The organism is Kitasatospora sp. SolWspMP-SS2h, assembly GCF_003259315.1.
Classification (GTDB): domain Bacteria; phylum Actinomycetota; class Actinomycetes; order Streptomycetales; family Streptomycetaceae; genus Kitasatospora; species Kitasatospora fiedleri.
The window spans coordinates 224,695-237,583 of sequence record NZ_QLLT01000006.1 but is presented as its reverse complement, the minus strand read 5'-3'; the positions used below and the strand labels follow the sequence as shown (position 1 = coordinate 237,583).

At 72.0% G+C, this 12,889-nt stretch carries 6 protein-coding genes; 1 reads left to right on the top strand and 5 read right to left on the bottom strand.

Translation table 11 applies throughout. From position 1 onward, the window contains the following. Positions 1-71: 71 nt before the first annotated feature. Entirely contained in the window at positions 72-1,499 is a 1,428-nt protein-coding gene (pyk, locus tag K353_RS09915) for a pyruvate kinase (protein WP_111553201.1), read from the bottom strand. 438 nt (positions 1,500-1,937) lie between these two features. Here pyk and K353_RS09910 point away from each other — a divergent pair, with 438 nt between their 5' ends. After that, positions 1,938-3,776, top strand: a complete 1,839-nt coding sequence (locus K353_RS09910) for a bifunctional UDP-sugar hydrolase/5'-nucleotidase (protein ID WP_111553200.1) — start codon at positions 1,938-1,940, stop codon at positions 3,774-3,776. 128 nt (positions 3,777-3,904) lie between these two features. Here K353_RS09910 and K353_RS09905 read toward each other — a convergent pair whose 3' ends face one another. The 4 genes from K353_RS09905 to gltB form a co-directional block, all read right to left on the bottom strand. Then, positions 3,905-5,362 carry an aldehyde dehydrogenase family protein gene (locus tag K353_RS09905; protein ID WP_111553199.1) on the bottom strand — a complete coding sequence of 486 codons (1,458 nt, stop codon included), beginning with the start codon at positions 5,360-5,362 and terminating at the stop codon, positions 3,905-3,907. Between the two features lie 57 nt (positions 5,363-5,419). Beyond that, a complete protein-coding gene (locus tag K353_RS09900) occupies positions 5,420-6,289 on the bottom strand; it encodes a helix-turn-helix transcriptional regulator (RefSeq protein ID WP_111553198.1) in 870 nt (289 codons plus the stop codon). A 483-nt stretch (positions 6,290-6,772) separates the two neighbouring features. Beyond that, on the bottom strand, positions 6,773-8,233 hold the full coding sequence (locus K353_RS09895) for a glutamate synthase subunit beta (protein ID WP_111553197.1): 1,461 nt from the start codon (positions 8,231-8,233) through the stop codon (positions 6,773-6,775). Then, positions 8,226-12,806: a glutamate synthase large subunit gene (gene gltB, locus K353_RS09890; protein WP_199528056.1), complete on the bottom strand. Its 4,581-nt coding sequence runs from the start codon at positions 12,804-12,806 to the stop codon at positions 8,226-8,228. Before gltB ends, K353_RS09895 begins: the two co-directional genes overlap by 8 nt. Between the last annotated feature and the right edge of the window lie 83 nt (positions 12,807-12,889).

The following is a 12,889-nucleotide window of genomic DNA, read 5'->3' as shown; positions in this document are numbered from 1 at the left end:
CGGCCCGTCACGCGGCGGCCGGGCCCGCCCCCCGCCTCCGGTGCGGGGCGGGCGGGCCCGGCCGCGGGCGGTCAGTTGGCCGGTTCGCCGACGTGGTGCACCCGCACCAGGTTGGTGGAGCCGGCCAGGCCGGGCGGGGACCCGGCGGTGATGACCACGACGTCACCGGGCGCGCAGCGGCCCAGGCTCAGCAGCGCGGAGTCGACCTGGGCGACCAGTTCGTCGGTGGTGGTGACGAACGGGCCGAGGAAGGTCTCCACGCCCCAGGTCAGCGCCAACCGGCTGCGCACGGCGGGCTCGTAGGTGAACGCCAGGACCGGGATCGGCGAGCGGTAGCGGGTCAGCCGGCGGGCGGTGTCGCCGCTCTGGGTGAACGCGATCAGGTACTTGGCGTCCAGGAAGTCGCCGATCTCGGCGGCGGCCCGGGCCACCGCGCCGCCCTGGGTGCGGGGCTTGCCGCTCGCGGTGAGCGGCGGCAGGCCCTCCGCCAGGACCTCCTCCTCGGCGGCCTCGACGATCCGGGCCATGGTCCGGACCGTCTCGACCGGGTACTTGCCGACCGAGGTCTCGCCGGAGAGCATCACCGCGTCGGTGCCGTCCAGCACCGCGTTGGCGACGTCGGACGCCTCGGCCCGGGTCGGCCGGGAGGCGTTGATCATCGAGTCCAGCATCTGGGTGGCGACGATCACCGGCTTGGCGTTGCGCCTGGCCAGCTTGACCGCGCGCTTCTGGACGATCGGCACCTGCTCCATCGGGAGTTCGACGCCCAGGTCGCCGCGGGCGACCATGATGCCGTCGAAGGCGTCCACGATGGATTCGAGGTTCTCCACCGCCTGCGGCTTCTCGATCTTGGCGATGACCGGGATCCGGCGGCCCTCCTCGGCCATGATCCGGTGCACCTCCTCGACGTCCTTCCCGCTGCGCACGAACGACAGCGCGACGATGTCGGCGCCGGTCCGCAGCGCCCAGCGCAGGTCTTCGACGTCCTTGTCGGAGAGCGCGGGCACCGAGACGGCGACACCGGGGAGGTTGAGGCCCTTGTGGTCGGAGACCAGTCCGCCCTCGACGACGGCGCAGCGCACCCGGGGGCCGTCGACGCGGGTGACCTCCAGGGTGACCCGGCCGTCGTCGACCAGGATGCGCTCGCCGGGCGAGACGTCCGCGGCCAGGCCCTTGTAGGTGGTGCCGCAGACCTCCCGGTCGCCGGGGACGTCGTCGACGGTGATGGTGAACTCGTCGCCGCGTTCCAGCAGGACCGGCCCGTCGGCGAAGGTGGCGAGGCGGATCTTCGGGCCCTGGAGGTCGGCCAGCACCCCGACGCTGCGGCCCGTCTCGTCCGAGGCCTTGCGGACCCGGTGGTAGCGGTCCTCGTGCTCCGCGTGGGAGCCGTGGCTGAGGTTCAGTCGGGCGATGTCCATGCCGGCGTCGACCAGGGCCTTGATCTGGTCGTACGAGTCTGCGGCAGGCCCGAGAGTACAAACGATTTTTGCTCGGCGCATACAGCAGAGCCTAGGCATTACCGGGTCGTAACAGCGCGGTTCCGGCCAGTCCCGCCATGGCAGTTGGCAGAAGATTCGGTGAACGGACCCGCACCGTGCGAACGGTGGCGCGCGGGGTGAGCGGCCGCCGCCCGGATTGACGCACGGGAGTTCGCCGGGGGACGGTCCGGCGGCCACCGGACGGGCCCGCGACGGGCTCGCCATCGGCCCCCGGTCGGCTCTCGTGGCAGACCCGAGGTCGGCTCGCGCCGGACGGCCGCGTCGCCCGGGGGTCACCGGGATCTCACCCGTTGGACGGCGGCGGGGTCTGGCCCCGGAGGCCGGAAAGCGGCAGACTGCCAGTCGCGTTTTCTACGCGCGTCACCACGGGTGGCGGGGTGTCACCTGCCCCGCCCCGGACGCCGGCTGACCTCCCGTACCGCCGACTTGGAGTCCTCGATGTCCCTCAACCGCCGCGACTTCGTCACCCGCTCCGCCGCCACCGCGGCCGGCGCCGCCCTGGTCGGCGGCCTGTCCGCCGCCGCGGCCACCCCCGCCGCCGCCGCGGACCACGACCGGGACGAGTCCCACGGCAGGGAGCCCGTCCCGTTCAAGGGCGCCTTCACCGTGATGGGCACCACCGACCTGCACGGCCACGTCCTCAACTGGGAGTACTTCACCGACTCCGAGTACGACGACGCCGCGCACAACGACGTCGGCCTGGCCAAGGTCTCCACCCTGGTCGAGCAGGTCCGCAAGGAGAAGGGCCGCGGCCGCACCCTGCTGATCGACGCCGGCGACACCATCCAGGGCACCCAACTCTCGTACTACTACGCCCGGATCGAGCCGATCACCGGCAAGCGCCCCCCGCGCCACCCGATGGCCGCCGCCATGAACGCCATGGGCTACGACGCCGCCGCGCTCGGCAACCACGAGTTCAACTACGGCATCCCGCTGCTGCGCGCCTACCAGCGGCAGCTGGACTTCCCGCTGCTCGGCGCCAACGCGGTCAACGTCAAGGACGAGAAGCCGGCCTTCCCGCCCTACGTCATCCGGGAGCTGCACCTCGGCCACGGCCGCCCGGTCCGGGTCGGCATCCTCGGTCTGACCAACCCCGGCATCGCCATCTGGGACAAGGCCAACGTGCAGGGCCAGCTGGCCTTCCCGGGCATCCCCGAGATCGCCGCCAAGTGGGTCCCCAAGGTCCGCGCGGCCGGCGCCGACGTGGTCGTGATCACCGCGCACACCGGCGTGGACGGCTCCTCCTCCTGGGGCGACCAGCTGCCGTACGCGGAGAACGCGGGCGCCGAGATCGCCGCCACCGTGCCCGGCGTCGACGCGATCCTGGTCGGCCACGCCCACAAGGAGGTCCCGCAGCGGATCGTGGTCAACACCGCGACCGGCAAGAACGTCGTCCTGTCCGAGCCCGCGCTCTGGGGCGAGCGGCTGACCTGCTTCGACTTCGAGGTCGAGTACGCCCGCGGCCGGTGGACCGTCACCGGCGTCAGCGCGCGGCTGCTGAACTCCAACACCGTCGCCGAGGACCCGAAGATCGTCAAGCTGGTCAAGGACCAGCACCGGAAGGTCGTCGCGTACGTCAACCAGGTCATCGGTACCTGCAAGGAGACCCTCTCCATCGCCGAGTCCCGCTTCCGGGACACCCCGATCATCGACCTGATCGGCCGGGTCCAGGCCGACGCGGTGCGCGGCGCGCTGGCCGGCGGCCCGTACGCGGCCCTGCCGGTGCTCGCCCAGGCCGCGCCGTTCAACCGCACCGCGGTCATCCCGGCCGGCCAGGTCAAGCTGCGCGACGCGGCCGGCCTGTACATCTACGAGAACACCCTGGAGGCGCGCGTCCTGACCGGCGCCCAGCTCAAGGACTACCTGGAGTACTCCGCCAAGTACTACGCCCAGGTCGCCCCCGGGGCCCCGATCGACCGGGACGCGCTGACCAACGCCGGCAACACCCCCGACTACAACTACGACTCGATCTACGGCCTGTCCTACGACATCGACATCGCGCAGCCGGTCGGCAGCCGCATCACCGGCCTGTCGCACCAGGGCGCGCCGGTCGACCCGGCGGCGGAGTTCGTCCTCGCCGTCAACAACTACCGCGCCAGCGGCGGCGGCAACTTCCCACACGTCGCCGCCGCCCGGCAGGTGTGGGCGAACTCCGACGAGATCCGCAACACGATGATCGCCTGGGTGCAGGCCGAGGGCGTCATCGACCCGGCCGACTTCTCCGGCGACGCCGACGGCACCTGGCGCCTGGTCCGGGCCGGCGTCCCGGTCTTCTAGGCCCTGTCCGGTCGATCCGGTCGGACCGGGCCCAGCCCCGGGACGCCGTCGCGGGCGCGGGGCCGCCCGGGAGCCACCCTCCCGGACGGCCCCTTCCGCCGCCGCCGGAGCCGCGCGGGCGGCCCGGCTCAGAACGGGAAGCGCGAGCGCCCGTGCTGGATCGAGATCCACTTGACGGTGGTGAACGCGTCCAGGCTGCTGTCGCCGCCGAGCCGGCCGACCCCGGAGTTCTTCTCGCCGCCGAACGGCACGATCGGCTCGTCCGCGATCGTGCCGTCGTTGACGTGGATCATGCCGGTGTCGATCCGCTGGGCGAACCGCACGCCGCGCTCGACGTTCGCGGTGTGCACCGCGCCGGACAGGCCGAACGGGGTGTCGTTGGCGATCCGGACCGCCTCGTCCTCGCCGTCGAAGGGGATCAGCAGCGCGACCGGGCCGAACACCTCGCGGCGCAGGATCGGGTCGTCCGCCGGGATGTCGGTGAGGACGCTGGGCCGGACCAGGGTGCCGACGGTGGTGCCGTGCAGCAGGGGGCGGGCGCCGGCCGCCACCGCGCGCTCGACCTCGGCGGTGATCGCCTCGGCCTGGGCGGAGTTGATCAGCGGGCCGAGCTGGGTGGCGGGGTCGCCCGGGTCGCCGACCACCAGCGAGGCCACCTTGGCGGTGAACTTCTCGCTGAACTCGTCGAACACGGCGCGGTCGACCAGGATGCGGTTGGCGGCCATGCAGATCTGGCCCTGGTGGACGAAGCGGCTGGCGACGGCGGCGCCCACCGCGTAGTCGACGTCGGCGTCGTCGAGGACCACCAGCGCGCTGTTGCCGCCGAGTTCGAGGACGGCCCGCTTGAGGTGGCTCGCGGCGACGGTCGCCACGTGCCGGCCGACCCCGTCGGAGCCGGTGAACGCGATGACCTTGGGCACCGGGTGCTCGATGAACGCGTCGCCGATCTCGGCGATGTCGGTGAGGACGACGTTCAGCAGGCCGGCCGGCAGCCCGGCCTCCTCGAAGATCTTCGCGATCAGGGTGCCGCCGGCCACCGGGGCGTCCTGGTGCGGCTTGAGGACGACCGCGTTGCCGAGGGCGAGCGCCGGGGCGACGGCCTTCAGCGAGAGGAAGACCGGGGCGTTGAACGGGCTGATCACGCCGACCACGCCGACCGGGAGCCGGTAGAGCCGGTTCTCCTTGTCCGGCATCGGCGAGGGCAGGATGCGGCCCTCGGCGCGCAGCGCCAGCGCGCCGGCCTCCCGGATCATGTCCTTGACCAGGGCGAGTTCGAAGCCGGACTTCATCAGGGTGCCGCCGAGTTCGACGGTCATCACCCGGAGGATCTCCGCCTCGCGCTCCTCGACCACCCGCAGGGCGCGTTCGAAGACCAGGCGCCGCTGGTAGGGGCTGGTGGCGGCCCAGGCGGGCTGGGCGCGCTCGGCGGCGCGGTAGGCCTGGTCGATCTCCTCGGCGGTGGCGACGGTGAAGGAGGCGAGCTTCTCCCCGCTGAAGGGGTCGAGGTCCACGATGTCCCAGGAGCCGGTCCCCTCCCGCCACTGACCGTCGATGTACTGCTGGGCGAGTTCCGCGATCAAGGACATCAGATCCCTCTCGGCACTAACGACCACCTACTGACGGATCATCATCTTAGGTGCGGTTCAGGCGTCTTGGAGGATCTCCGCCAGAAGCGACCGGGTCTCCTCCTCGGACAGCGCCGCCGCCGACACCCGCTCCAGCGCGGTCGTGTACTCGGCCACCTCGACCGGCTTGTCCAGGTACAGCGCGGTGGTGAACTGCTCGACGTAGACCACGTCCGCCAAGTCCGGCTCGGGGAAGCCCAGCACCGTGAACGCCCCGCTGTCCGCCGCCAGCGCGCCCATGCCCAGCGGCAGCACCCGCAGGCTGATCGTCTCGCGCCGGGAGAGCTCGGCCAGCCTGGCCAGCTGGCCGCCCATCACCTCGGGGCCGCCGCACGGGCGGCGCAGCGCCGTCTCGTCCACGATCAGCTCCAGCCGGGCGGTCGCCCCGGGGGCCAGGAAGCGCTGCTGCCGGCGCAGCCGCACCGCGGCCCGGCGGGCGATCTCCTCGTCGGGGGCGGCCGGGCTGCCGGCCCGCATCACCGCGTGCACGTACTCGGGGGTCTGGAGCAGCCCGGGCACGAACTGCACCTCGTAGCTGCGCACCAGGTTCGCCGCGTCCTCCAGGTTGAGGTACGTCTGGAACCAGCCGGGGACGACGTCCCCGTAACCGTGCCACCAAGACGGGGCGTTGGTCTCGCCGACCAGGCCGAGCAGCGAGGCCCGGGACTCCTCGTCGTCGACGCCGTAGAGCGTCAGCAGGTCCGCCACGTCACGCTGCTTGAAGCCGACCCGGCCGAGCTCCATCCGGCTGATCTTCGACTCCGAGGCCCGGATCGAGTACCCGGCGTCCTCCCGGGTCACGCCGCGGGCCTCGCGCAGGCGCCGCAGCTGGGCGCCCAACTGGATGCGACGCGCGGTCGCACCGCTGCCCGTCTGCAGGCCCGTCATGCAAACCTCCGCCCCAGGAACGCCAAGTGGACCCCGTGGGATGCAGTCTGCCACTGGGCGACGACACTCCGCGAGATCCTTCCGGTATTTGGCCAATCCGTTGTACGGGCCCGGGTTTCGACTCCGCCCCGGCCAGCCCGGCCGACCCGGACCGCACGTCACGGCCCGGGCGCCACGGCCGGGGCGGGACGTCCGGTCACGGCCCGGAGAGCACGTCCGCCGGCTCGGCCCGGGAGCCCACCCCGAGCGAGGTCCCGTCGGCCCGAGCCGCCCGGCGGGCACCGCCCGCCGCCGGGAACGCCCCCGGGAAGGCCGCCGGGAACGACAACGACGCCTGCCCTTACCTGGTCGGGGAGTGGGCAGGCGTCGCGATGACCGGGTCCCGGCGGCTCTGGCGGGTCGGTGTTTGTCGGCCGTACCCCCCTCGCGGGGGGCGTGGGCGTTCTGGGGACGGTGGTCGTCGGACCACCGGCCGGCGGTCGGTCAGACCACCAGCGGACGGTCGGTCGGCTTGATCGGGGCGGGGAGCGCGGTCTTGCCGCCCAGGTACGCGTCGACCGCCGCGGCGGCCGAGCGGCCCTCCGCGATCGCCCAGACGATCAGCGACTGACCACGACCGGCGTCACCGCAAACGTACACCCCGTCGACGTTGGTGCCGAACTTGCCGTCCCGGGCGACGTTGCCGCGGGCGTCGAGGTCGACGCCGAGCTGCTCGACCAGGCCGTTCTTGACGTCGGTGCCGGTGAAGCCCATCGCCAGGGTGACCAGCTGGGCCGGGATGACCTTCTCGCTGCCGGGGACGGTCTCGAACTTCCCGTCCTTGAACTCGACCTCGACCAGGTGCAGTTCCTGGACGTTGCCGTCCTCGTCGCCGACGAAGTGCGAGGTGGAGACCGAGTAGACCCGCTCGCCGCCCTCCTCGTGGGCCGAGGTGACCTTGTAGGTCATCGGCATGGTCGGCCACGGCTGGTGGGTCGGCCGGGCGTCCGACGGCCGCGGCATGATCTCCAGCTGGGTGACCGAGGCCGCGCCCTGGCGGTGCGCGGTGCCGACGCAGTCCGCGCCGGTGTCGCCGCCGCCGATGACGACCACGTGCTTGCCCTTGGCCGAGATCGGGGAGTCGACGTAGTCGCCCTCCTGGACCTTGTTGGCCAGCGGCAGGTACTCCATCGCCTGGTGGACGCCGTTCAGCTCCCGGCCGGGGACGGGCAGGTCGCGGGCGGTGGTGGCGCCGGCCGCGATGACCACCGCGTCGAAGCGCGAGCGCAGGTCCTGGCCGCTGATGTCGACGCCGGCCTCGACGCCGGTGCGGAAGCGGGTGCCCTCCGCGCGCATCTGCTCGATGCGGCGGTTGATGTGGCGCTTCTCCATCTTGAACTCGGGGATGCCGTAGCGCAGCAGGCCGCCGATCCGGTCGGCGCGCTCGTACACCACCACGGTGTGGCCGGCCCGGGTGAGCTGCTGGGCGGCGGCCAGGCCGGCCGGGCCGGAGCCCACCACGGCGACGGTCTTGCCGGACAGCCGCTCCGGGACCTGCGGGGTGACCCCGCCGCGGTCCCAGGCCTTGTCGATGATGGTGACCTCGACGTTCTTGATGGTCACCGGGTCCTGGTTGATGCCCAGCACGCACGCCGACTCGCACGGAGCCGGGCACAGGCGGCCGGTGAACTCCGGGAAGTTGTTGGTGGCGTGCAGCCGCTCGATCGCGCCGGACCAGTCGTCCCGGTAGGCGAGGTCGTTCCACTCGGGGATCAGGTTCCCGAGCGGGCAGCCGCTGTGGCAGAACGGGATGCCGCAGTCCATGCAGCGGCCGGCCTGCTTGGTGATGATCGGAAGGAGGCTGCGCTCGACGTAGACCTCGTTCCAGTCGCGGAGCCGGACGTCCACCGGACGGCGCTCCGCCAGCTGCTTGGGCGTGGTCAGGAAGCCCTTGGGGTCAGCCATTTGCCGCCTCCATCATCTTGCGAGTGGTCTCCACCTCGGAGAGGCCATCGCGCTCAGCGGCGTCCTTGGCGGCGAGCACAGCCTTGTAGTCGGTGGGCATGATCTTGGAGAAGCGGGAGACCCCGCTGCCCCAGTCGGCCAGGAGCGCGGCGGCGACGGTGGAGCCGGTCTCCTCGTAGTGCTGCTGGACGGTCTCGCGCAGCCATTCGCGGTCGGCCGCGCCGGGGGCCTCGATGCCCACCATGCCGCTGTTGACGTTGGCCGGGCGGAGGTCGAGCACGTAGGCGATGCCGCCGGACATGCCCGCCGCCAGGTTGCGGCCGGTCTCGCCGAGGATCAGCACCCGGCCGCCGGTCATGTACTCCAGGCCGTGGTCGCCCACGCCCTCGACCACCAGGGTGGCGCCGGAGTTGCGGACCGCGAAGCGCTCGCCGGCCTTGCCGCGCAGGTGGATGCGGCCGGAGGTGGCGCCGTAGCCGATGGTGTTGCCGGCGATGACGTGGTTCTGCGCGTCGGCGCCGATCGCGGCGGCGTCCCGGGCGGGACGGACCACGAGCACGCCGCCGGACAGGCCCTTGCCGACGTAGTCGTTGGCGTCGCCCTCCAGGCGCAGCGTGACGCCGCGCGGGACGAAGGCGCCGAAGGACTGGCCGGCCGAGCCGGTGAAGGTCACGTCGATGGTGCCCTCGGGCAGGCCCGCGCCGCGGTACCGCTTGGTCACCTCGTGGCCGAGCATGGTGCCGACGGTGCGGTTGACGTTGCGGATCGGCAGCTGGATGCGGACCGCCTCGCCGCGCTCCAGGGCGTCCTCGACCAGCTCGATGAGCTGGTTGTCGAGGGCCTTGTCGAGCGCGTGGTCCTGGCCGGTGGTGTGGTGCAGGGCCGCGCCCTCGGGCAGCTCGGGGACGTGGAACAGCGGGGCCAGGTCGAGCCCGGCGGCCTTCCAGTGGTCGATCGCGGCCTGGGCGTCGATGTGCTCGGCGTGGCCGACGGCCTCCTCGATCGAGCGGAAGCCCAGCTCGGCGAGGAGCTCGCGGACCTCCTCGGCGATGAACTCGAAGAAGTTGACCACGAACTCGGGCTTGCCGGTGAAGCGCTCGCGCAGCACCGGGTTCTGGGTGGCGACGCCGACCGGGCAGGTGTCCAGGTGGCAGACCCGCATCATGATGCAGCCGGAGACCACCAGCGGGGCGGTCGCGAAGCCGAACTCCTCGGCGCCCAGCAGGGCGGCGATCACCACGTCGCGGCCGGTCTTCAGCTGGCCGTCGGTCTGCACCACGATGCGGTCGCGCAGGCCGTTGAGCAGCAGGGTCTGCTGGGTCTCGGCGAGGCCGAGCTCCCAGGGGCCGCCCGCGTGCTTGAGCGAGGTCAGCGGGGAGGCGCCGGTGCCGCCGTCGTGGCCGGAGATCAGCACCACATCGGCGTGCGCCTTGGAGACGCCGGCCGCGACGGTGCCCACGCCGACCTCGGAGACCAGCTTCACGTGGACGCGGGCCTGCGGGTTGGCGTTCTTGAGGTCGTGGATCAGCTGGGCGAGGTCCTCGATGGAGTAGATGTCGTGGTGCGGCGGCGGGGAGATCAGGCCGACGCCCGGGGTGGAGTGCCGGGTCTTCGCCACCCACGGGTAGACCTTGTGGCCGGGCAGCTGGCCGCCCTCGCCGGGCTTGGCGCCCTGGGCCATCTTGATCTGGATGTCGTCGGCGTTGACCAGGTACTCGGAGGTGACGCCGAACCGGCCGGAGGCGACCTGCTTGATCGCCGAGCGGCGCTCGGGGTCGTACAGGCGCTCCGGGTCCTCGCCGCCCTCGCCGGTGTTGGACTTGCCGCCCAGCCGGTTCATCGCGACGGCGAGCGTCTCGTGCGCCTCCATCGAGATGGAGCCGTAGGACATCGCGCCGGTGGAGAACCGCTTGACGATCTCGGAGACCGGCTCGACCTCGTCGATCGGGACCGGGGTCCGGCCCAGGGCGTCCAGCTGGAACAGGCCGCGCAGCGTCATCAGGCGCTCGGACTGGGCGTTCACCCGGCCGGTGTACTGCTTGAAGACGTCGTAGCGCTTGGCGCGGGTGGAGTGCTGGAGGCGGAAGACCGTCTCCGGGTCGAACAGGTGCGGCTCGCCCTCGCGGCGCCACTGGTACTCGCCGCCGATGTCCAGCGCGCGGTGCGCGGCGGAGATGCCGGAGGCCGGGTACGCCTTGGCGTGGCGGGCGGCGGTCTCCTTGGCGACCTCGTCCAGGCCGATGCCGCCGAGCTTGGTGGTGGTGCCCGCGAAGTAGGCGTCCACCAGCTCCTGGGAGAGGCCGATGGCCTCGAAGACCTGCGCGCCGCGGTAGGAGGCGACGGTGGAGATGCCCATCTTGGACATCACCTTCAGGACGCCCTTGCCGAGCGCCTTGATCAGGTTCTTGATCGCCTTCTCGGGCTCGATGTCCGAGACGAACACACCCTGGGCGACCAGGTCCTCGACCGACTCCATGGCCAGGTACGGGTTGACCGCGCCGGCGCCGTAGCCGACCAGCAGCGCGACGTGGTGCACCTCGCGGACGTCGCCGGCCTCGACCAGCAGCGACACCTGGGTGCGCTGCTTGGTGCGGATCAGGTGGTGGTGGATCGCCGAGGTGAGCAGCAGCGACGGGATCGGCGCGTGCTCGGCGTCCGAGTGCCGGTCGGAGAGGACGACGATGCGGGCGCCGTCGGCGATCGCGGCGTCGGCCTCGGCGGCGATCTCGGCCAGCCGGGCGGCCAGGCCCCGGCCGCCGGCCGCGACCTTGTACAGGCCGGACAGGGTGACGGCCTTCAGGCCGGGCTGGTCGCCGTCCTTGTTGATGTGGACCAGCTTGGCCAGCTCGTCGTTGTCGATCACCGGGAAGGTGATGCCGACCGAGCGGCAGTGCGCCGGGCTGGCGTCCAGCAGGTTGCCCTCGGGGCCGAGGTTGCTGTGCAGCGAGGTGACCAGCTCTTCGCGGATCGCGTCCAGCGGCGGGTTGGTGACCTGGGCGAACAGCTGGGTGAAGTAGTCGAACAGCAGGCGCGGCTTCTCGCTGAGCGCGGCGATCGGCGAGTCGGTGCCCATCGAGCCGAGCGCCTCGCCGCCGGTCCGGGCCATCGGCGCGAGGATGACCCGCAGCTCCTCCTCGGTGTAGCCGAAGGTCTGCTGGCGGCGGGTGACCGAGGCGTGGGTGTGGGCGATGTGCTCGCGCTCGGGGAGCTTGGCGAGCTGGATCTGCCCGCCCGCGACCCACTCCTCGTAGGGGTGCTCGGCGGCGAGGGCGGACTTGATCTCCTCGTCCTCAACGATGCGGTGCTCGGCGGTGTCGATCAGGAACATCCGGCCGGGCTGGAGGCGGCCCTTCTTGGCGACCTTCTCCTGGTCGATGTCGAGCACGCCGACCTCGGAGGAGAGCACGACCAGGCCGTCCTCGGTGATCCAGTACCGGGCCGGGCGCAGGCCGTTGCGGTCCAGGACCGCGCCGATCTGGGTGCCGTCGGTGAAGGTGACGCAGGCCGGGCCGTCCCAGGGCTCCATCAGGTTGGAGTGGTACTGGTAGAACGCGCGGCGGGCCGGATCCATGGTGGCGTGGTTCTCCCACGCCTCCGGGATCATCATCAGCACCGAGTGCGGCAGCGAGCGTCCGCCGAGGTGGAGCAGCTCCAGGACCTCGTCGAAGGACGCCGAGTCGGAGTGGTCCGGGGTGCAGATCGGGAAGATCCGGTCCAGGTCGCCGGGGATCAGGTCGGTGGCGAGCTGGGACTCCCGGGCGGTCATCCAGTTCCGGTTGCCCTTGACCGTGTTGATCTCGCCGTTGTGCGCGACGAAGCGGTACGGGTGGGCGAGCGGCCAGCTCGGGAAGGTGTTGGTGGAGAAGCGCGAGTGCACCAGGCCGATCGCGGAGGCGTAGAGCCGGTCCGACAGGTCGGGGAAGAAGGGCTCCAGCTGGCCGGTGGTCAGCATGCCCTTGTAGACCAGGGTGCGGGCGGAGAGCGAGGGGAAGTACACCCCGGCCTCCCGCTCGGCGCGCTTGCGCAGCACGAAGGAGACCCGGTCCAGCGCGATGCCGGTGCGGTCCGCGTGCGTCACGAAGAGCTGCCGGAAGCGCGGCATGACGCTGCGGGCGGTGGCGCCCAGCAGGTCGGGGGTGACCGGGACGTCGCGCCAGCCGAGGACGGTCAGGCCCTCCTCGGCGGCGATGGCCTCGATCCGGGCGGCCGCGGCGGCGGCCTGCTCGTCGTCCTCCGGGAGGAAGGCGATGCCGACCGCGTAGGAGCCGACGGCGGGGAGCTCGAAGTCCGTGTTCGCCCGCAGGAACGCGTCCGGGATCTGGGTCAGGATGCCCGCGCCGTCACCGGAGTCCGGCTCGGCGCCGGTGGCGCCCCGGTGCTCCAGGTTGCGCAGGACGGTCAGCGCCTGCTCGACGATCTTGTGGTCGGCGATGCCGGTCAGCGTGGCCACGAAGCCGACGCCGCAGGCGTCGTGCTCGTTGCGCGGGTCGTAGAGACCCTGGGCCTGGGGACGCGCGTCCGGAACGAGGGCGTAGGGGCCGGCGGCCTTGGCGTCCTCGTGGCCGGAGTGCATGGATGCAGACAGCATCGGCTCTCCCGTCGTCGTAAACAGTTGCTTCATGCAAAGGGACGACGTTGGCCCTGATGCGATTTGTC